The 21,564-nt window shown below is 47.3% G+C and carries 20 protein-coding genes, 1 tRNA gene and 1 riboswitch; of the genes, 17 read left to right on the forward strand and 4 right to left on the reverse strand.

Going from position 1 to position 21,564, the window contains the following annotated elements:
• Positions 1-36 precede the first annotated feature (36 nt).
• Complete coding sequence (locus P364_RS0106065) at positions 37-279, forward strand: ferredoxin (protein ID WP_024629252.1); 243 nt, start codon at positions 37-39, stop codon at positions 277-279.
• Between the two features lie 170 nt (positions 280-449).
• The gene (locus P364_RS0106070) at positions 450-1,886 is read left to right on the forward strand and encodes a L,D-transpeptidase family protein (RefSeq protein WP_024629253.1); all 1,437 of its coding nucleotides are present in this window, start codon (positions 450-452) and stop codon (positions 1,884-1,886) included.
• Between the two features lie 85 nt (positions 1,887-1,971).
• On the opposite strand, the gene P364_RS37735 is transcribed toward P364_RS0106070, so the two are convergent.
• Positions 1,972-2,109 carry a hypothetical protein gene (locus P364_RS37735; protein ID WP_162842436.1) on the reverse strand — a complete coding sequence of 46 codons (138 nt, stop codon included), beginning with the start codon at positions 2,107-2,109 and terminating at the stop codon, positions 1,972-1,974.
• 259 nt (positions 2,110-2,368) lie between these two features.
• On the opposite strand from P364_RS37735, the gene P364_RS0106080 reads away from it, so the two are divergent.
• The 3 genes from P364_RS0106080 to P364_RS0106090 all read left to right on the forward strand — a co-directional run bounded on the left by P364_RS0106080 (position 2,369) and on the right by P364_RS0106090 (position 4,886).
• On the forward strand, positions 2,369-3,466 hold the full coding sequence (locus P364_RS0106080) for a quinone-dependent dihydroorotate dehydrogenase (protein ID WP_024629254.1): 1,098 nt from the start codon (positions 2,369-2,371) through the stop codon (positions 3,464-3,466).
• 135 nt (positions 3,467-3,601) lie between these two features.
• A complete protein-coding gene (locus P364_RS0106085) occupies positions 3,602-4,417 on the forward strand; it encodes a GTP pyrophosphokinase (RefSeq protein WP_024629255.1) in 816 nt (271 codons plus the stop codon).
• Entirely contained in the window at positions 4,404-4,886 is a 483-nt protein-coding gene (locus P364_RS0106090; protein ID WP_024629256.1) for a DUF309 domain-containing protein, read from the forward strand. The genes P364_RS0106085 and P364_RS0106090 overlap by 14 nt, the downstream gene beginning before the upstream one ends.
• Before the next feature lie 140 nt (positions 4,887-5,026).
• Here the strand turns inward: P364_RS0106090 and P364_RS0106095 are convergent, their stop codons facing one another.
• Positions 5,027-5,575 (reverse strand): thioredoxin family protein, encoded by a 549-nt coding sequence (locus P364_RS0106095; RefSeq protein WP_024629257.1) that lies wholly within the window; start codon positions 5,573-5,575, stop codon positions 5,027-5,029.
• Between the two features lie 221 nt (positions 5,576-5,796).
• Here P364_RS0106095 and P364_RS0106100 point away from each other — a divergent pair, with 221 nt between their 5' ends.
• From P364_RS0106100 to P364_RS0106125, 6 genes are all read left to right on the forward strand, one after another.
• On the forward strand, positions 5,797-7,491 hold the full coding sequence (locus P364_RS0106100; RefSeq protein ID WP_024629258.1) for an RsmB/NOP family class I SAM-dependent RNA methyltransferase: 1,695 nt from the start codon (positions 5,797-5,799) through the stop codon (positions 7,489-7,491).
• Positions 7,488-8,234: a pseudouridine synthase gene (locus tag P364_RS0106105; protein WP_024629259.1), complete on the forward strand. Its 747-nt coding sequence runs from the start codon at positions 7,488-7,490 to the stop codon at positions 8,232-8,234. The genes P364_RS0106100 and P364_RS0106105 overlap by 4 nt, the downstream gene beginning before the upstream one ends.
• Before the next feature lie 422 nt (positions 8,235-8,656).
• Complete coding sequence (locus P364_RS0106110) at positions 8,657-9,460, forward strand: Cof-type HAD-IIB family hydrolase (protein WP_024629260.1); 804 nt, start codon at positions 8,657-8,659, stop codon at positions 9,458-9,460.
• A 99-nt stretch (positions 9,461-9,559) separates the two neighbouring features.
• A complete protein-coding gene (locus P364_RS0106115) occupies positions 9,560-10,615 on the forward strand; it encodes a hypothetical protein (RefSeq protein WP_024629261.1) in 1,056 nt (351 codons plus the stop codon).
• A gap of 101 nt (positions 10,616-10,716) precedes the next feature.
• Positions 10,717-11,271: a GNAT family N-acetyltransferase gene (locus P364_RS0106120; protein ID WP_029880766.1), complete on the forward strand. Its 555-nt coding sequence runs from the start codon at positions 10,717-10,719 to the stop codon at positions 11,269-11,271.
• A 375-nt stretch (positions 11,272-11,646) separates the two neighbouring features.
• Entirely contained in the window at positions 11,647-12,777 is a 1,131-nt protein-coding gene (locus tag P364_RS0106125) for a glycosyltransferase family 4 protein (RefSeq protein WP_024629263.1), read from the forward strand.
• Between the two features lie 91 nt (positions 12,778-12,868).
• Here the strand turns inward: P364_RS0106125 and P364_RS0106130 are convergent, their stop codons facing one another.
• Positions 12,869-13,927, reverse strand: coding sequence for a YkvI family membrane protein (locus P364_RS0106130; protein ID WP_024629264.1), 1,059 nt, complete (start codon positions 13,925-13,927; stop codon positions 12,869-12,871).
• A gap of 204 nt (positions 13,928-14,131) precedes the next feature.
• Here P364_RS0106130 and P364_RS0106135 point away from each other — a divergent pair, with 204 nt between their 5' ends.
• The 4 genes from P364_RS0106135 to P364_RS0106150 all read left to right on the forward strand — a co-directional run bounded on the left by P364_RS0106135 (position 14,132) and on the right by P364_RS0106150 (position 15,930).
• On the forward strand, positions 14,132-14,713 hold the full coding sequence (locus P364_RS0106135; RefSeq protein WP_024629265.1) for a xanthine phosphoribosyltransferase: 582 nt from the start codon (positions 14,132-14,134) through the stop codon (positions 14,711-14,713).
• Positions 14,714-14,811: 98 nt separating this feature from the next.
• On the forward strand, positions 14,812-15,141 hold the full coding sequence (locus P364_RS0106140; protein WP_024629266.1) for a hypothetical protein: 330 nt from the start codon (positions 14,812-14,814) through the stop codon (positions 15,139-15,141).
• Positions 15,142-15,265: 124 nt separating this feature from the next.
• Complete coding sequence (locus tag P364_RS0106145) at positions 15,266-15,484, forward strand: hypothetical protein (protein WP_024629267.1); 219 nt, start codon at positions 15,266-15,268, stop codon at positions 15,482-15,484.
• Positions 15,485-15,600: 116 nt separating this feature from the next.
• Positions 15,601-15,930 (forward strand): carboxymuconolactone decarboxylase family protein, encoded by a 330-nt coding sequence (locus tag P364_RS0106150; RefSeq protein ID WP_024629268.1) that lies wholly within the window; start codon positions 15,601-15,603, stop codon positions 15,928-15,930.
• 104 nt (positions 15,931-16,034) lie between these two features.
• On the opposite strand, the gene P364_RS0106155 is transcribed toward P364_RS0106150, so the two are convergent.
• Complete coding sequence (locus P364_RS0106155; protein ID WP_024629269.1) at positions 16,035-16,499, reverse strand: C40 family peptidase; 465 nt, start codon at positions 16,497-16,499, stop codon at positions 16,035-16,037.
• Between the two features lie 5 nt (positions 16,500-16,504).
• Positions 16,505-16,636, reverse strand: a riboswitch (cyclic di-AMP (ydaO/yuaA leader).
• Between the two features lie 305 nt (positions 16,637-16,941).
• On the opposite strand from P364_RS0106155, the gene P364_RS0106160 reads away from it, so the two are divergent.
• Both P364_RS0106160 and P364_RS36060 read left to right on the forward strand, forming a co-directional pair.
• Positions 16,942-17,025, forward strand: a tRNA-Leu gene (locus P364_RS0106160).
• 286 nt (positions 17,026-17,311) lie between these two features.
• The gene (locus P364_RS36060; protein WP_024629270.1) at positions 17,312-21,235 is read left to right on the forward strand and encodes an S-layer homology domain-containing protein; all 3,924 of its coding nucleotides are present in this window, start codon (positions 17,312-17,314) and stop codon (positions 21,233-21,235) included.
• The last annotated feature ends 329 nt before the right edge of the window (positions 21,236-21,564 follow it).

Below are 21,564 nucleotides of genomic sequence, written 5' to 3' on the forward strand. Positions count from 1 at the left end.
CTGTACGTTTTTGAATAATAGGAGGAGAGATAGGTAATGAGTAAATTTACTTGGGTTGAAAAGGATACATGTATTGCGTGCGGAGCATGTGGAGCAACGGCGCCAGACATTTATGACTATGATGATGAAGGTTTGGCAGAAGTAATTTTCGATGGGGATGCCAACAAAGGGATCAAAGCAATTCCGGATGACTTGTTCGACGACATGCAGGATGCTTGCGACGGCTGCCCTACGGACTCCATTAAAGTAGCGGATGAACCTTTCAATAAAGAAGGCTAATTCCTTTCATATGAATATACAAAAGCACATTTTTCTGTCTTTGGGACAGGGGAGTGTGCTTTTTTGTCGAATATTGAGGCTTCGATCCGGGTACTCAAGTCCTATGGATTTCTTATCATCAATTGCCGATATAGAAAGAAACGGAATACGGCGAAATGATGGAGGATCGGATGCAAAATACTCATTTACGAACATATGTAAAGAAACATCCAGATAATAAAATGGCCTGGTATTTACTCGGTAAGGAATATTTGGGTGAAGGGCAGGAGGCCAAGGCGAACTATTGTTTTCAGCAGGCGGGTGAAGTCTACGAAGCTTTCGAGCGAAGCAAGGCACCGGCAGATATATGGGTGGATTATCAGGAGAAGCTGGTCGAGGTGGCTGAGCAAAAGGAGAAAAAACATCGTGTTCGCAAGATGTGGCTCACTCTGCTGATGCTGCTTGTACTGGCAGGATTACCCCCTGCAGATGCTCCTGGATTCAATCGTGATGCGGCAGATGTCTTGGCCTCGGCGTTGGAACCGACGGATGATTCCACAGACAAATCAGGAGATAGCCCGGCAGATGATCCGGCTCCTGTAGTGAATTCCAATGTGTTTACAGCAGCGGCATTCGGTGGAGGTGACCAGGGTGAAGCTGCATTGGCAGCTGCATGGTCGGGGTCTCGTCCGAAAGTGCAGACATCAGCTGTGCTTGGGATGCAGGTTGCTGGTAACTGGACGTTGTGGAAGCGAAATATGTCGGTGAAATACATCGTACAGACCAACAGCAATGGCAAATTAACCGCACAGAGTTATGATGCCAAGCAGTGTAATTGTGAACCACCCGAAGTATCACAAGAGATCAAGCGGCTGGCACAAGCCTGGACAGCGAAACAGGAATCCGCGGCAGCGCTGTCAAGTGCAATGATTACATATAAAAAACAAAATGGAACCTGGCCGAAGAATGTGGCACAGCTTGCCCAGCCCTTTCCTGATAATATTCTGGGAGAAACTGCACCAGGCATGACCCGGATGTTCCCGGCACTACTAGCCATGCATCAGCAAGGGGAAATGGGGAACGGGAAGAACAGAGATGAAGGAGCGCGTGCGATTTCAGATTCGACGCAAGGCAAAAACGCTGCATTTGTGGATACGTTAGGCGGAAAGCCTTTTTTGCAGGATCGGCTTGAGATTATTGTGGACAAGAGCAGACATAAGCTTGCACTGATTAGCGGTAACACGATTATTCGGAATTACGAGGTGGGGCTTGGGGGAGATCGCACGCCAGAGGGTTCGTTTGTAATATCAGACAAGGTTGTTAATCCAAATGGTCGCTCCAACGGCGAATTTGGGAGTAGAGGAATGCAGTTATCTGACACGAATTATGCCATCCATGGGACCAACGAGCCAAACAGTATCGGGCTGGATGAATCCCTTGGATGTGTGAGGATGAGTACTGAAGATGTGGAAGAGCTGTTTGCGCTTGCTCCTCAGGGAACTCCGGTACGCATCGGGAAAGATTTGCTGCCAGAGGCAGCTGTTATTCCAGAAGCAAAGGATCGCTACCGGTACACACTTGTTCCCAAGCAAAGTAATCCGAATAAGACGTATCATTGGTTGAATTAAACGAAAAACAAGTGATTCAGACAGAAGAAAACGTAAAATCCAAGCTGGATTGGTATGTAGATGCAGAAACAGTCGGTTGGAGCATTTACAGGTTGGCGATAATAATAAGCGCACCAATGATAATGATCAGTCCACCGACGCTGGCTGCCGTCCAGATAATGGCTTTCCGGTTGACCTCATCTTTCTTTTGCTGCAAAGTAGGTGGTTTGCGTTTGGGAGCCATGGGCTGTTCCTCCTTCATGGAATAAGGCTACTATCGATCTAGCCATGCTCCCATTGTAAAGAATTCAACTCGTCATTTCCAGTAGGCGGGTGGATTTCTTGTGAGCGCTTAGAGTTTAAGCTAAATGCTTCTGTCTATGCTCAAACTACTTTCCTTTTGCAGAAGAAACGGATAGACTTGTGTATAGAGTGTTTTTTTACATATGAAAAAGACGGAAAGCAGTTTTTTCAGCGTACCGGACCAGAACGGAGTGAGTGATTTGTTATACAGAAGTCTTGCTAAACCCTTGTTGTTCAAAATGGACCCTGAGCAGGCCCATCATCTAATTATCGGCGGCCTCAGCGGAATGGGGAGTATTCGCCCGGTTCCATCCGGTTTGCGTGTCATGTATGGCGTGCGTGAAACAGCGGATCTGGCTGTGGATATGTTTGGCTGCCACTTCCCTACGCCTGTAGGCCTTGCTGCCGGTTTGGACAAAAACGGACAGGCTGTAACAGGCTTTTCTTCCATTGGGTTTGGCTTCATGGAAGTAGGCACAGTCACACCGCTTGCACAGCCTGGCAACGACCAGCCGCGTTTATTTCGCCTGCCTCCCGATGAGGCCTTGGTGAACCGGATGGGCTTCAATAATCTCGGAGCGGAAGCGATGGCGGGTGAATTGGCACGCCTTACGGAGCGCCGAATTCCAGTGGCCGTAAATATAGGTAAAAATAAAGCGACTCCAAATGAAGAAGCGCATCTGGATTATGAAAAATGCATTCGGGCGCTGTACGATTATGCGGACCTGTTTGTGGTGAATATTAGTTCACCAAATACACCGGATTTGCGTAATCTGCAACATGGGAATGAATTGAAGGAATTGCTTGCTGCTGTCATGAATGAGATGGAGACGCAGCGCAAAAGAGCGGGCGGTGCCGTTAAATCGGTGCTGGTCAAAATTGCACCGGATGTGAATGACCAGGAGCTTGAATATATGGTAAGTACCATTGCAGATAGTGGGGTTGCCGGAATCATTGCAACGAATACAACGATCAGCCGAGACGGACTGTCCCATCAACATGCCAAAGAGACAGGTGGACTAAGTGGCAAACCGCTGCGTGACCGTTCCACGGAAATCATTCGTCAGATCTATCGCCAGACTGAAGGCAAGCTGCCGATCATCGGATCGGGTGGCATTTTCACTAGCGAAGATGCTTACGAAAAGATTAAAGCTGGAGCCAGCCTGGTGGAAATTTATACGGCATTAATCTATGAAGGACCTGAAGTGAATCGGCGGATTCATGCCGGACTGCGTGAGTTGCTGCGCAAAGACGGTTACAGCCATATATCGGAAGCTGTCGGTGCAGAGCATCGTTAAGCGTTGTTTCGAAGTTCCCCGAACTGGAAATTAGAAGCGTGGAAGAGGGTAATGTCGTACGGGACTCTTCCCCCCGCTTAACATCATGTATAATGGATAAGAACAGGGGAAGCTATAGAGACAGGAGGCATAAGCATGGACGGTAGAGACTGGGGTACATTTTTACTTCCTTATGAACAAGCGGTAGAGGAATTGAAAGTTAAGTTTAAAACGATGCGGGCGGAGCTTAAGAAAAGGGAAGAATACGCCCCGATCGAATTCGTTACCGGTCGTGTCAAAAAAATATCCAGCATTCTGGAGAAATCCAGACGCCTGAATGTGCCGCTTGATCAGGTGGAAACGGGCATTGAGGATATTGCAGGTATCCGCATTATGTGTCAATTTGTAGATGATATTCGGCGGGTAGCCGAGTATATTCGCGGTCGTAAGGATTTGACGGTATTAATCGAGAAAGATTATATCACCAATTTCAAAGAGAGCGGCTACCGCAGTTTCCATATGATTATTGAGTATCCTGTTCAAACAGCCCTTGGACAGAAGAACGTGCTGGCCGAGATTCAGATTCGGACGTTGGCGATGAACTTCTGGGCTACTATTGAACACTCCTTGAGTTACAAGTTTCGGGAGAGCCTGCCTGATGATATGAGGGCAAGGTTGAAAAAAACGGCTGAAGCCGCTTTTGTACTCGATAATGAAATGTCGGCGATCCGTCTGCAAATTCTGGAGGCGCAAAAGGCTTTTGAGGATGATTCCAATATCGTATCAAGAACGCTGAAAATCATACATCAGTTGTATTTCTACCATCTCGTGAATGAAGCGATAGAGGCACAAAAGCGCTTCAATGACTGCTGGGAGCGTCATGATATGGAAGGGTTGAAAGACCTTCTAGATGATGTGAAAGCACTTCTGAATGCGGCGAGAAAGGGCGAAAACCCGGATGAGCAGCTATGAGCCGCTGTATGTTGACTATCTAATCTACTTCAATCGCGATCAGGACTACTTTGAATGCCATGAGGTATTGGAAGAGCTGTGGCTTGAACGTGATCGGGATGCTCTGTACAAAGGATTACTGCAAATCGCAGTGGGGCTGTACCATTTCAGAAATGCGAACCTTCGTGGGGGACGTATGATGTTACAGAGTTCGATAGATCTGCTGAAGTCCTATCCGGAAACTGCGCGAGGCATTGCCCTTGGGCCGTTGGTGCAAGAAGTACAGGAACTGGTTGATGGACTTTCGGGTGCTGAGCCACAGAAATTTCCTTACAGAGATTTGCACATTCAAATTAAGGATGAGGTGCTGGTTCAGAAGATTCGGGAACGAGCCCTTGAACTGAAGCCCAATATTCCCCAACGCCGAAGTCCTACACGTGGACGAATCTATGAAGAGAAGATGAAAGCATTGCAGCAGGAACAGAACTAGCAGAGCGAGTAAGCTTGTCATGGAAAGTCATCATTCACTTGATCAATAACATAGTGTCCAACATATGACTTGATAAAAAACACCCCGACAGCTCCTCTAGAGGAATTGGCCGGGGTGTTCGATATTATGGGGATATACGATTAGCTTGCTGATGGAGTGGCACTGCCCTTATATTTCTCGAAAAATTGCTTGTAGTCATCCAAAGTATAACCATTGTCACTGCCATTTTCCTGCAGTCCGCCAACCATGCGGTCTTTCTCCACACCATCCTGATAATATACCAGAGTCGGTGTGTACTCAATGTTATAATCAGTCCAACCGGAATCGAATTCCCGCAGATTGAACTGAGGAAGCTCGATGCCTTCACTGTCCACCAATGGCATCAGCTGAGGTGTTGTCGCACGGCAGTGTGAGCAGTCGGAGGCGAAGAAATAGACAAAGAAGCTATCTTTGTTATTAATTCTGGCTTTCAGATCATCAGGCAAAATAATTTGTTGGTAGTTCGGATCGTCCAGCAATTCGCGTGTTGCGGGATTAAGCTTGGAAGCGGCGATGCCATAGGCATTTTGCACGCTATCCATCTGTTTCTTGGATTGCTGATTCACCAGAACGAGTACGGCAATCATTACGATGAAAACACCCAGGAAAATAAGGATCGCAGCACTTTTCTTTTTCTTCTTGGATTTCATTAAGACATCCCCCATCGATCATATCGAAATATAGTTTTGGCAAAAATACAGGATGGGATAATATGCATAAACACCCGAATTTTTGCACATCAATCAATCTACTTGCCATTATACTACATTACACGCTGTAGTGGAATACGTATGAATCAATAGGAAAGCCATGCCCGGATATGATAACATAGAACTATATGCAATTTTAACAAGACAGGATGAGTGGGATTATGGCTGTACAGCTGCCTTCGATATTTGCCGAGCGAATGAAAAGCTTGTTAGGCGATGAATTTGAACAATTTATGAAATCTTATGAGCAGTCGCCACATGCGGGGCTGAGAGTGAATACGCTGAAAATATCGCTGGAACAATTCAAGGAAATTGCTCCATTTGATATGCGACCCATTCCGTGGTGCGGAACGGGTTTTTATGTGCCTCACGGGGTTAAGCCGGGGTTACATCCTTATTATCATGCCGGCTTGTATTATATTCAGGAACCAAGTGCCATGGCCCCTGTGGAGTTATTGGACGTGCAGCCTGGGGAACGTGTGCTTGATTTGTGCGCGGCTCCTGGCGGGAAATCAACCCAGATCGCAGCCAAGCTTCAGGGGAAAGGTGTACTTGTTACGAATGATATCCATGGGGAACGAACGAAGGCTCTCGCCAAAAACGTGGAATTGTACGGGGTACGTAATGCCGTTGTATTGAACGAGTCACCTGAGCGAATTGCGAAAGCATTTCCTCATTATTTTGATAAAGTGTTAATCGATGCTCCTTGCTCGGGTGAAGGCATGTTCCGCAAAGATGAGGACATGGTGAAATCCTGGGAACATCATTCGGTGGAAAAATGTGTGCTGATGCAGCGCGATATTTTGGAGACGGCAGCCAGGCTCCTTGCTCCAGGAGGAACGATAGTATATTCCACATGTACTTTTGCACCAGAGGAAAATGAAGCGATGATTGCGGAGTTTCTGAACATCAATCCTGATTTTGTGGTGAATAACATCCCTGATACTGCAGGATTTGCTCCAGGGCGCCCGGATTGGGTGCGTCAGATGTTGCCTGAGACAGCAGAAGAGACGGAATCTGTGCTGGACCAAACACGCGGCACTGCGAGGTTATGGCCTCATCTGTTGGAGGGGGAGGGACATTATGTTGCTGTATTGCAGCATCGTGCGCAATCTATGGCCGAAGAAGATGCAGGTCGTGAAGCGAACAGTGAAGTCCAGACAGGACAGGCAGTGGATAGAGATTTCACGCATCCCGGTGAATCCGAGGACCGATCTATCCATGTATCCCCACCTCTTACGAAAGAAGAACGGAAACGGGAACGTCTCATGAGAACCGAATCCAGGGAACGCAATGACAATGACAGGAGTTCACGTGGTGGCAGGACTCAGGGAAAACCGGGTAAAGGAAACGAACGAGGTGGCCGCAAAAACGAACGGGGTCAGGGTCGAGGAACCGACCAGGCGAGTGTCGATCCTGGAACGGTATATGCTCAATTTGTACAAGAAAATCTGGAAATCGAGCTTGCTGGAGAAACGGTGTATTACGGCGATCGGGTGTATCAATCTTCTGTGGGTGCTGCTCGTCTGGAAGGGCTCAAGGTTATACGGCCAGGATGGTTTATGGGTAACATGAAGAATGGGCGATTTGTGCCCTCTCATCCGCTGGCATGTGCTTTGCATACAACAGAGTCGCAGCGATTCATCAATCTATCATCCGCTAACGGAGAAGCCGTAAGGTACCTCAAGGGAGAGACGTTGAACATCGAAGAATCGCGTGTAGAACGCAAAGCAGATACGGTAGCCAAAGGTTACGTACTGGTATGTGTGGATGGTTTCGCTGCCGGCTGGGGGAAATGGCTGGATGGTGTACTGAAGAATGAATATCCGGCAGGCTGGAGGTGGACATCGGTATGAATGGAAAAGGCAAACAAACGCTGCGTCTGGATAAAATATTGAGCCATATGGGTGTGGGGTCACGAAGTGAACTCAAAAAGATGGTGAAGCAGGGCAGAATTCGTGTGGACGGTAAACCGGTGAAAGATAGCGGTGTGCAGGTCAATCCGGACGTGAACGTGATTGAAGCTGACGGAGAGCGGATCATGTATCGGGAAATGATCTACCTGATGCTGCACAAACCACCTGGCGTGGTGTCGGCAACTGAAGATAATCGGGATAAAACGGTAATTGACCTGCTGCGTAAAGAAGATCGTGTCTTCGATCCATTCCCGGTGGGACGACTGGACAAAGATACAGAGGGCCTTCTTATTCTAACGAATGACGGTCCACTTGCGCATGATTTGTTATCCCCCCGCAAACATGTACCCAAGACGTATGAAGCCCGTGTGCAAGGGAACGTTGATGAAGAAGATGTGCAACGATTCAAAGCCGGCATTCAGCTGGATGATGGATATGAGACTTTGCCTGCGGAGCTGACTGTACTTCATTGTGAGGAGACCGAAGAGGGCGTACTCTCTTCCATTTCACTCATCATTCATGAGGGCAAGTTCCATCAGGTGAAAAGAATGTTCCAGGCCGTTGGCAAACGTGTGGTTTATTTGAAACGTGTAGCCATGGGTGACCTGGAGCTGGATGCCAATCTGGAAATTGGCAGCTATCGCGAGCTAACCGCAGAAGAATTAGACCTTCTGCGGAAGTAAACAGCTCCCGCCCTTCGCGGAGCGGAGCAGGGAGCCCGGGCAGGGAGCGAAGCGCTGCCCACCGCGCCGAAGGCGCAACAGCTCCCGTCCTTCGCGAAGCGGAGCAGGGAGCCGGGCAGGGAGCGAAGCGCTGCCCACCGCGCCCCAGGCGCAACAGCTCCCGCCCTTCGCGAAGCGGAGCAGGGAGCCGGGCAGGGGGCGAAGCCCTGCCCGTAATGGTCCCGCTTAAGCTTGGGCGGGACCGCCGCTGTCAAGCGGAGGGACCGGCAATCAAGCGCTCCTACGTCAACCGTCACATAGCAAGATCCCACCCGCCGCCGGTTAACAAAGCGGGAGTCCAGAGGGCAGAGCCCTCTGGGGCCCTCCCTCGGAAGGGAGGGTTTGGGTGGGTGCGACTCTCTTACAGATAAGGAATGAAGACAATGACAATTAAATTAATCGCACTGGATGTCGATGGAACGCTGCTTAATGATCATCATGAACTTACCGAAATGACGCAAGAGACCTTAATTCGTGCTTCCCGTCAGGGAGCCGAGATTGTCCTGTGTTCAGGCAGAGGTCCAGCGAATACGATTCCATTTATGGAGCAGATGGGACTTGACGGATATGTCATTACACATAATGGAGCGGTAACGGCACAGGTCGAGACTCGTGAAGTGGTGCACCATTTTGCGATGGATGGACAGGGACTGGAGCCTTTCATAACATACTGCCGAACGCAAGGTGTGCATTTTGATATCAACACGGCGTTTGGACTTTACGTGGATCAACCGGAAGGTTTGGAGTTGCAGGTACGCGAGATGTATCAAAACTTCATGGCAGAGCCATTAAAGTTACCACAGTGGGCGGATATGACAGAGCCACTTGCCAAATTCACTGCGTTTGGATCAATCGAGCAGATGAACGCGGTGCAACAGGAGTGGTCGACCTGGAATCTTCCTTATTATATGACACGCAGCGGTGATTTTTTCATTGATCTGATGCATCCCGAAGCTTCCAAAGGTGCAGCTCTCAAAAGATTGGCTGAAGCCAAAGGAATCCTTCCTTCCGAGATCATGGCGGTAGGTAACTACTACAATGACATCACAATGCTGACCTTTGCAGGCAAAGGGATTGCGATGGACAATTCCCCGGAGGAAGTTAAGGCAGCTGCGGATGAGGTTACACTTTCAAACAACGATCAGGGTGTAGCTCACGCTATCCAAAAATATGTGTTGTCCGTCTAACAATGTGCCCTTAAATCGGATTAGACGCTTTATCTTATAAACTACCGCTCTCAAGGGCATCCTAACAGAATAACGTTAGGAACTAAGGGGGACAGGTACATGGAACTGAAAATAGAGCTGATTCCTGATCTTCGCACATCAGGTGGCGAAGTGCAGGATATTATGGTGGACGGTCAATATGCGGGTTCGCTTCTGCTAGTGTTCAGGGAAGGGGATCGGGTATCCGGCAGCCTTCAAATGGAGCAGAATTCGTTACCTGACGAGTCAGAACAGGTTATTGTCGAGAAGGTGCACGAATATATTCGTTCTCTTGCGGATGCGGTAAGTGCTGCTGAATATGAAGTGCTTGTGAGCTGCGGTACACTGTATTCTGTGTTACAGAAGCCAGAGTCCCATACGGATCTGCTAATTCAGTCGTCGCAGTCTGATGATACGTATAATGCGGATGGAAAGAGTAATCGAGCTGCTGTAAATGAAGTACACGTAATCCCCGGTTCACAAGCCGAATCATTTACATATGAAGACCCGGAACATATGCTGGAGATGGAAATGGTAAGCGCAGGACGCAGCATATCCACCTATGTATTTAATGACGCGAATGGACAGGAAGTGGCGGAAGCCTCTCTGAAACAATATGGTGCGGATGTACAGGGTGAAATACATTGGTATGATGAGCCCGCAGAAAGTTATCAGGATGCTGCTGCTGAGCTGCTGGTACGAGAGCTGGATGAAGAAATAATCGACACCATTACAATTCGCATGTGGCATCAGGGGCAGGAACTGGAATCCTTGGAATGGGTGCACCGGGATTTTGCGGATGAGGTAGAGATCGAGTATCCAGAAGATCTGGAAGAGATTGAAGCTGCTGAAGAAGCCTGTTACGTCATGTTGGTGCGCAAAGATCGGGAATTTCGCGTATATGAACTGTATCTGCAAGAACGCGGAGGATTACCTGTCGGTACAGCAACGATTGATACCTCATATGCGGATCTGTCAGGCTATATGGATTACGAGGTTCCTGGCACCAGTGCTCAGCGAAAGAGTCTGGTTGAAGTTCTGATGCAGGAGCTGGACAAAGAGCTTGAATTTGATACATTACATCTCACGATGTTATACCGGAATCAAATTATTGATGAAGCGAAGATAGATGGGTAAGAGGGACATCCTCTTACCTTTTTTGTTGTCTTTTTGACGAAAAAGTCATTTCCCGGTATAGTACCATTAGTTTAAGAGAGACCTGGAAGTGGAGGAGAATCATGAAGCACTCGTTCAGTATCACAACAGACTACATTAATGATGAATTTAAAGCATTGCAGGCTCAGCCGGAAGACACGGAGGATGTGATGTCCCTGCTCATGGAAACAGCCGAATGGCTGCGGAGCCAGGGATCTTCTCAGTGGAATGCGTTGTTAAAGGGTGAGGATTCCCATAATACGGCAGAGGCGATTCAGCGTGGGGACGTATTTGTATTTAAGAAGGGTTCTGACGTAGCTGGCATGGTAATTTTAATGAGCCAGCCAAGCGCATGGGATGTGCACTTATGGGGAAGCAAAGCGCATGCCGGGGATGGCGCACTTTATCTGCACCGATTAGCGATACGTAGAAAATATGCTCAGAGTGGTTTGGGACGGTCGATTTTGCAATGGTCCAGCAGCGGGATACAGTTTGAGGATAAACACATCGTTCGATTGGATTGCGGTGCGGATAACGCAACATTGAACGAATTCTATAAGCGTAATGGCTATACCTTTGTGGGAGAGACAGAAGGCTTTAGTACATATGAAAAGGCGGCCACAGGCCTGTCTGTATAACCAGTATGCAACATATAAAATACATGTAATAAGCCGGGAGCTAACCACCGCTCACCGGCTTTCATTAGCATACCGACATTTCGATAAAGAGGTTTAACTCTCCATTCATATATCGCTTCTTAGCCGAGCATCTCCTGAATATGTTGTATATACGACTCAGAAGTAAGGCTGTGCGCTAGGACCTAACAATATTCGTAATGTCGTCAGCGTCAGAACCAGCATGGTACAATTGATATTGAAATGAATTCTATTATTCAGCTATTAATGTCCGAGTGATAAGGAATCTCATTTTGTACCTTTACTGAACATATGTTCTGATATATCATGATGGAAGATGTACTGAAAAGACTTATGCTAGAAAGGGGGAAACTAACGGTGAGATTGCTGCAGGCGCTTTTCTTTCCTCCGGAGCAGCCCGGAGGTGTATCCTCTATGATTCCGTATATGCAAGAGAGGTTTACAACCCCGAGGTGGGAGATGGATCTGTTCTCGCTGCCTAAGCGAATTCGCAACAAGGGCAGAGAGGATATCCAGTTTGAGACGTTCGATTGGGCCCAGTATCAGGATAGCCCTGTCGTTCAAAAATATATGCAAACCTACCGGGATTATTTGTGGTGGACCAAGCTGCGTATTCAGAAGCCTTACGATCTGATTCATGCCCATCACCCGATCGCGGGGCTTGCAATGAAGAAGGTTTTCCCGGATGTTCCCCTCATTCAAACGATTCACTCCAGTTATGAGCGAGAGCTAATCCTGAACGGCCGTATTGAGCCGGAAGGACCGGAGCATCAGTTTCTGCTGGCGATCTATGGTGAGCTGGAGCATCAGGCAGAGCGACTATTAACGGTATCGGATTCTTTCCGTCGTTATCTGGCGCCTTATGTGCAGTATCCTGATGTCATCGGTGTGATTCCGAACGGTTTTGATGAGAAAAGGTTCAAGCCCATCCCCCATGAAAATGCCATACCACAACTGGTCACCGTATGTCGACTGGTTCCGGCGAAAGGGCTGGATATTCTGTTCAAAGCCTGTGCCGAGCTGAAAGCCCGGGGACATGATTACGTGCTTCATATTATTGGGGACGGACCGATTCGTCCGGATTTGGAAGAATTGGCCCAGCGGCTGGGTATTTATAATGAGACTATCTTTTATGGTTATACGCTGCATCCTGAGGAATTCATGCCATTTTTTGATATCTTTGTACTTCCTTCACGGGCCGAGGCATTCGGGTCTGTTTTTGCTGAAGCAGCGCTTAGCTGTCTTGCCCTTGTAGGGACAGATGTGGGCGGCATACCAGAGCAGATCGAGAACGGGAGCAACGGCTTGCTGGTGCCCTCAGAAGATCCGTATGCATTGGCAGAAGCGCTGGAGAAGGTTATGGTTGACCCGGCGTACCGTTATGAGCTGGCTCGTTCGGCATGTGAGAAAGCCAAAACCCATTACTCTCTGGGCAGATCGGTCAATGAACTGAAAAAAATGTATTTGCAATTTCCGAGCCAGAATTAGGTTCTGGAGAGGGCAAAGAAAGAAGCCGCTGGGTTATCAGCGGCTTTTGTTATGTTAAGGGAAGAGATGTATTCAACCATATCGTTCATTGTTATAAATGTTTTTTGCGCCCGCGAAAGCTTCCCCATCGATCCATTACTAATTTTGTACCCCAGAACAGTGCCAAACTGCCGAAAATGGGGTAAAGGATAGAGAGCAGTGAACTGAATCCAAACTGGCTGAGCGAATAACATAAGAGCATGATAGCCAGGATGATTAGTTTGGGATGTACTCGGACATGCTGTCTGAGTTGGAGGGTCATTCCATAAATATCCGCTACAAACGTACTGAAGATTTCCATGAAAATCAGGGATACATAGATTGACTGGACGACCCATCCAAGTTGAAAGGCAATGCTGCCCATTGGAATTTCGAATTGCGTGATGCCAGGCATCTGGGCTGACATGGCAAAGTGAGCTGCCATAAGCATGAATCCTACACCAATCCCGCCCAGAACGCCGCCCCATTTCAGTACTTTTCGGCTGCGAATCTGATTCCCCACCGGAACGAGTACAGCTTGGGCAAGTGCCAGGTTGAATGAAGTATACAACAGAGGCGATAACCAGACCTGGATTGGATTGCTGTCAGTGGTTAAGGTAATAAATCGGTTTGCGCCGGGATGATGTATGGTGCTGGTGATCATAAGGAGGGAAAGCAGGAGCATCATGGGCACCACGATACTGTTCATTTGCAGAATGGCCTGAATGCCGCGTCCAAGCAGCAGATATGTACCGATAAGAGTAACAATCAGACCTGTCTGGTAATGGAGTCCCAGATGCTCTACAAAGACCGATCCGGCTCCGGCCAACATGACACTGTTTACTCCAATGAGAATCAGGAGAGTCACCCAGGTAATCCAATTTCCTGCTTTTTGACCGAATAGATGCTTGTTAAGATCCTCGTATGAGCGAGAGCCGGTATCATGGGCAATTAGCATCATTTTTGTACCTAACCAGACAAAGAGCATGGTCGATAAGCCAATGGTAATGGTGGCCCATTTGCCATACTGGGTAAAAAACTGCAATATCTCCTGCCCTGTTGCAAAGCCGGCTCCTACTACCGTTCCAATGTATGTAAATGCGATCTGCAGCACCCGAAATGCCTGTTTCATGTGTTTCCCCTCTCAGGCCCCTGAATAGTTTGGACATGCGGGTGCCATGGTACAAGGTATGCTTGACCCATCAAAGTCATGACAATTGAAGTGCGGCATGGGGTCATTTACATGCTCTGGACAAGAGTAAAGGCAATTTCGCTTGAACTGTTAGCCGGATCTATGATACTTTTACGTCATAGGATAGGCTTGGGAGGTCAAATTATGGAAGTATTGAAACAACGGATTTTACAAGAAGGTGTAGTCATGTCAGATCAGGTGCTGAAGCTGGATGGTCTGCTGAATCACCAGATTGATCCTGCATTGACGATGGAAATGGGACGTGAATTTGCCGCTCGTTTCCGTGAAAGTGGTGTAACTCGCGTCATTACAGTGGAGTCTTCGGGAATTCCGGTGGCCTTTGCTGCCGCATATGAACTGGGTGTTCCGCTGGTATTCGCCCGTCGCAAAAAAACACTTTTGGCTGACCCCGATGCCTACTGTGAAAGAGTGCCTTCTTTTACTAAAGGAATCGTAACGGATATTATGGTATCCCGTGAATATATTCATGAGAATGATCGTATTTTGTTCATTGACGATATTATTGCCAATGGCGATGCTGCTCGCGGTGTTATTAAAATTATTGAACGTTCGGGTGCGGAACTGGTTGGATTCGGTGTCGTGGTCGAAAAATGTTTTCAGGCCGGAGCACGTACGATTCGTGAGCAGGGCATCCCGGTTGAAGCGTTGGTGCGCATTCGTTCATTGAACGACGGCACCGTGCAATTTGACGATAACGAAATATGACTTTTTAAAGGGAAAAGTGCCTATTTTTATAACAATGCCTTTGCATGACCGCTGATTTCATTTATAATGGGGTTATGTTAGGGAGAGGAGGCAACACCATGGGTAACCAACCGGCAACAGAACAATTTTTTATTGATAAGCTGGCGGAATCGAAAGTACATTTTGAGCGTGCCCTGGATTGTAAACATACGGAATTCGATGACCTTTATCCCTATATGATTGAACATCCTCAATTTTTCTGGTACAAACGCTACGTTGCCTGGTCAGAATTGCTGACGATTGTAGGCTTGTGCGAAGAGTTGTCCTTCTCTTGGAAAGAACAATTTACACCGCATCAAGTGGAGTACCTTGAAGAACGTGTGATGTCCGCCAAAGTGCTTGATTTTTGGTTTGAGAAGAACGACAGCAAAGAGCACGCGCAGCGGTAACTTTCAGTCGGGACATACTTTCGAATGACATGACAGTCCAATACAGTCACGTGAGACCTAAATGACTTTTCATTTAGGTCTCTTTTTGTAAATAATTATTATGGAGAAAGTAGGCGTCGGGAATATGATCAGTGATGCAGAATTGGATGCACTGCGTTTATCGGGTGAAAAAGTAAGGGTGATTCGGGACGAGATTCAGTCCAATGATGTGACAGGCATTGTCGTAGCCTGGGACGGGGAGCAGGTACTCATTCGCCGTCAGAATCGTCGTGTGGTCAAGCTTGACCGGAATTATCAGTACCAATTGTTCAGCGAACCACGCAAGAGCCTGCTCGAAGAATAGGACATGCATTTTAGGTTCATTTACCATGGATGTTTTGGCATAATTGCACCTTTCGGGAGAGAAGATAGGTACAGTGAGAGCTTGTAACATATCAGCCGAGAGGATGTGCGGTAACCATGACACTGATGAATGATAAGGTTCATGCCTATAAAGATCAGATGGGTGAATTAAGCGACGTGCTGCCTGCAGTGGTGAAGTCTTATCATGAGTTCACTGGAGAATGTTTTCAGGCAGGAGCGATTGATGCCAAGACCAAACAGCTGATTGCCTTGGGTATTGGATTGTTTGCCAATAATGAGGTATGTACGTTCTACCATGTGGAAGAGGCACGTGCCAAAGGAGCTACCGATCAGGAGATTATGGAGACGGTGGCTGTGGCTGGAGCCGTAGGCGGAGGCCATGCGCTGTCTCAGGGTGCAATGAGAGTACAGAAGGCTTTACATTAAAAATGTTGAATGCAGTCTGATAGCCTGATGACGACTTCATGATTAAAAATCAATGTAGACAAAGAAAAGGCTCCGGTTATAACCGAAGCCTTTTCGTGTTCAACTTATATTTTGCCCAACATTTTGTTATACATAAACTGTCCTGTTACCCGGCGAGCTGTTACGTAACGATCATTAAAGTAAGGATTGGATAATTGAGTGATGCTTACACCCTTGCTGCTTGAAGCGTGAGCGAACTGTCCGCCACCGATATATACACCTGTATGTGAAATGCCATTACCCATCGTATTAAAGAACACCAGGTCACCTGTACGCAGATTAGCTTTGGATACCGGCGTGCCAGCCTTGGCTTGCTGCTGCGAAGTACGTGGCAATTCAATGCTGTATTTGTTGAAAATATATCTCATAAATCCCGAGCAATCAAACCCGGCGAGCGTAGTGCCACCCCATTTGTAAGGAATGCCTGTCATGTTGTTTACCACGGTGTTAATACTGCTTGCCTCAGTGCTTGTTGCCCCGGATGTAAATAGTACTGCTGCTCCAAAAATGGAGATGATAAGCTTTTTCAAAATTTGTGTTCTCCCTTCGATGCCTACGGAGTTAGCTAAGGGTTCGGTAGAAGGTTCCCTATATTTCCTATGTATAAGAATAATTCACCCAAAATGGTTCCCCCGTTTTCAAACATGAAACTCGGCAAATGAATAATTAAGTTTTTGTAACCTTTTGAAACTATATTGCATAAATGCGAAAATGTCAAACCTGTTTTAATGTTTTCTTAGCACCTCAATGTTAACGGAATTCTGACTTTTTATGTTGAAAAAACTCGAATGAAGGATTCTAATCGATGACAAAAAAGTAACTACTGTTTCAACGGGAGAGAAATTGGACAATATATTGGTTATATTACATACATTGAAGTGGGAAATTATATTTTTTTGTTGACACTAATTACCTGCACATGATATATTATTTCTTGTCGCCGCGATATAATTTCTCGGAGATACGATATACGCGGTCGTGGCGGAATTGGCAGACGCGCACGGTTCAGGTCCGTGTGGGCTAACCCCCGTGGAGGTTCGAGTCCTCTCGACCGCATCATAATGTATCACGAAAAAGGTTCCTAGAATGGCATTGATGCCTTCAGGAGCCTTTTTTATTTGTATACCGATTTTAGTCGTTGCTCGTCCTAATTGTTTGTTTATTTATCCAGTAATGGAAAAAGGTTCGTTATGCGACGATTTGCCCCTGTATTTCAGGTTAATTGTACGTAAAATACCGAATTGTACCTATTCTAGGAATCCCTCATCCACTATTCTTTTCTCGTATGGAAGCGCTATCAACAAGGATTTGAACGACCAAATTCAGAGGGGGTAGGGATAATTTGAAACGAATCGGAAAAAGGATGGCAATGTGTTTTATGGTAGTTATGATTGCAGCAGTGCAGTTCGGAATGATGGGAACGACAGGCAATGTGGCACAAGCAGCAGATAAAAGTCTGGCCCAGAAGCCATATATGGGCTGGAGCAGTTACAGCATGCAGGTATATGACGGGGCGGGTAACTGGACATCGGCCGAGAGCATTAAGAAGCAATCGGACGCCATGCGCGAGAAGCTGCAAGCTCATGGATATGAATACATTAATATTGATGCTGGCTGGAACGGTGACGAGGATGAATACGGCCGTCCGATTCCGAGTTCTGTTCTTTATCCGAACGGATTTCAGGAGGTCATTGATTATGTTCATAATAACGGACAGAAGATCGGGATCTATCTAATTCCGGGGTTATCAATTACTGCTTATGATAAAAATCTCGAGATTTATGGTACGGGCGGAGCGTGTCGTATGCAGGATATTGCGGTAAAGCCGCTTGTTATTATGGATGCTTGGGATTCTTATACTTACAAAATTGATTTTTCGAACCCTTGCTCACAGAAGTACATTGATTCCATCGCGGATCTTCTTGGTGAGTGGGGCATCAACTTTGTCAAATTCGACAGTGTGACTCCAGGATCAGGGATCAATAACCTGAGCCGGGATGCACGCGGTGATGTGGAGGCATGGTCCAAGGCACTGGATAGAAATAACATCTGGTTTGAGCTTTCCTGGGCGCTTGACCACAACTACGTGGACGTCTGGAAAAAGTATGCAAATGGCTGGCGGATCGATTGGGATATTGAAGCCTACGATAGCAGTAAGGGGTTGACTGAATGGTCGAGTATTTCACGCTTATTCCCCATAGCGGCACTCTGGTGGCGTGATGCAGGGCCAGGGGGTTGGAACGATTTCGACTCCCTAAATGTGGGGAATGGCTCGATGGATGGTCTGACCAAGGATGAGAGGAAGACCGCTACCACGTTCTGGGCGATCTCATCAGTACCGCTTTATACAGGTAATGATTTGACTAGGCTAGATAGCTATGGACTGGAATTGCTTACGAATGACGAAGTTATCGCGGTCAATCAGGCCGGACGTCCAGGTCATCCGGTATCCATAGATACCAAGCAGCAGGTTTGGTATGCCAATAACGGAGATGGTACGTACAGCGTAGCTCTGTTCAATCTGGGCAATCGGAGTGCCGAAGTAAAAGTGAAATGGAGCGATCTTGGACTGGAAGGTCCAGCTTCAGTTCGTGACCTTTGGAGTCATTCCGAATTGGGAACTTATAATACGGAATTCAGTGGCGGCGTGCTGGAACCCCATGCCTCCCGAATGGTTAAAGTAACCGCACTGAACGGCACATCGGCCGTTAATGATGATGATACGGGCATGCGCTATAGTGGGGATTGGAAGCGTAACGGAGGCAAGGAGCAAATCGATGGCAAACAGGATCTGAGCATCGCTATTTCGGATTCCTCGAACACTGGTCCAGCGAATATAAATACGCAGCAAGGATCTGACCTAGACGCTGGATCTGAACCTGCCGCGAATGCAGAAAATGAAATTGCAGCAGATGCTGCTGCCGTGACCGATGTGGTTTACATTAATGATGATGACAACCATATCCAATATACGGGTTCATGGAGTCCAAACACCGGCAGAGGTTTTGGGGATTACAAAGATGATCTACATTTTACGGAAACAGACGGTGATTCTTTTGAATATACCTTTACTGGAACAGGCATTGACCTGCTGACGGAGAAAGATCAAGGGCTGGGAGAAATGATAGTCACACTCGATAATGGAACGCCTGAAACGGTTAGCGCTAATACGAGTGGTCAGCGAGAGGCCCAACAAGTGCTGTATAGTGCGGCCGGATTGGATAACGGTTCGCATACCTTGAAGGTAGTCAAAGGATCGGGCCGATATATGCTGCTGGATGCGCTTAGAGTAACAACGGAAATTGCCACCGGCGGGCAGAACAGCGCCATTAGTCCGGCTTCTGCTGACTTTGACAAGGCAACAGAACAACAGAAGGACATTGCTGTTACACTGTCATTGAACGGAAACACATTAACTGGCATTGAAAATGACGGAGTAATGCTCAGTGAAGACGACTACACGGTGGTCGATGACAAGCTGAACATCAAAAAAGAATATCTCACCCAATTGCCTGTAGGAACGACAGACTTAAGCGTCATTTTCAGCGCTGGTGATCCGCAGACTCTTGTAGTTAAAGTCAGTGATACAACGGGCATTCGTTATGCACTCATCAATAATGACGATCCAGCCATTAAATACAATGGCTCATGGTCCCGCAGCACCGGGAGAGGCATGGGTGACTATAAGGATGATGTACAATATACCGAGACAAATGGTGATTCCTTTGAGTATACCTTCCGAGGTACAGGGATCCAGCTGTTCACAGAGGTAGACCAATCACAGGGAGAGATGGATATCTATGTGGACGGTCAGTTCAAGGAAACGGTCAGTGCATATCGCAACGGACGATTGGCACAGCAGAACCTGTACAGCATCTCGGGCCTTCCGGATGGACAGCACACGCTGAAGGCCGTCAAGAAGTCGGGTAGATTCATGCTACTTGATATGCTCAAGGTTGAGCTTCCGAATATGATTAATCCGGTGAATGCGAGCTTTGACAAATTAGCTTCCGCTCACGCTGATATTGATGTAACGCTGCTGAAACAGGTGGAAAGCTTCAAGGGTATTACCAACGGCTCTAATGAATTGATTCGGGGCACTGATTACACCGTTAATGGAGAGCGCGTTACACTGAGCAAAACATATCTTGCTGCCCAGCCCGTGGGAACGTTGAATCTCAGTTTTTCCTTCGGCGGTGATTATCTCAATGACGTACATTCTACGACGGCGAATGGAGATTTCTTCGAATACACCTTCAAAGGGACCGGAATAAGTTTGATTACACCTACTGGACCCGAGCAGGGAGAAATGGATATTTATGTCGACGGACAACTGAAGCAAACTGTGAACGCATATAGTCCAAGTCGGCAAATGATGCAGGAGATTTACAGCATTTCGGGACTGACAAAAGGCCAGCATACACTCAAAGCTGTTAAGAAATCCGGTGATCTCATGCTGGCCGACCAACTGAAATTTACTGTCCATACCGGAAACAGTGAACCAACAAATCCGTCGAATCCAGGTGGTCCATCCAATCCGGGTGCGCCATCCAATCCAGGCGGACCATCGACTCCAGTCGTAAAGCCTTCAGATACTTCTGTGCCATCACCAACTCCGGAATCTGGCACACCAGAGGCGGGACCAAGTACTGGCAATGGTCAGGATATTCAGTATAAGGCCTATATTCAAGGATATCCGGGCGGTTTGTTCAAGCCGGATAACAAGCTCACCCGTGCAGAGATGGCAACCATACTGGCAATGGTATCTGAGAAAGAAGCCAACGGACCTGCTATTTCATTCAGTGATGTTAAGTCTGAATATTGGGGAGCTGACGCGATTGCCAAGGTAAGTAAACTGGGGCTGATGAATGGTTACAAGGATGGTACGTTTAAGCCAAATCAGTCCATAACTCGCGCGGAGCTGGCCAGTCTTGTGGCCCTTCTTGGTCCGGATGCCGGAACTCCAGGCAATGGATTCTCTGATATCAGCAGCCACTGGGCCAAGGAAGCCATTTTGAAAGCGCAAAGTGCAGGCATCCTGAAAGGCTATAGTGATGGAACTTTTCGACCAAATGCCGTACTGACAAGAGCGGAAGCAGTTGTTGCCATCAATCGAGCTATAGGCAGAGCACCACTCACGAACATTTCGCAGCCGCAGTGGAAAGATGTTCCTTCCACACACTGGGCTCTTGGCGATATTGAAGCAGCATCGGCCGATCAGGTTGTAACCCCCCGGACAGAGGGCGAAGAAGCAAAGAAGAAATGAAGTGAAACAAGGATTGGGGGCCATCATGGCCCCTTTTTTCTGAATGATAAGAAGTTAGGGGAGGGCAGGTTTGTCGTACCGGAAAACGCGCTATTGAAGTCATGAATCATCTCAAACCAAAGAGCTTCGGAAATGTTAAAAAAAGCAATGATAATCTACTTTTTATCGTTGCCTTTTATTCATTCCCGAATGAAACACGATGGAGAAATGAGATAAAACAATTGACTAAGCCGCAAAATGTTATTATCTTTGATAACGCTACCAATACCTCAAGGAGGGGGAGGAGGGTTACCCATTAAATATTCCAATGTTTTTCGTAAATTTTTAAT

The organism is Paenibacillus sp. MAEPY2, from assembly GCF_000499205.1.
GTDB lineage: Bacteria > Bacillota > Bacilli > Paenibacillales > Paenibacillaceae > Paenibacillus > Paenibacillus vandeheii.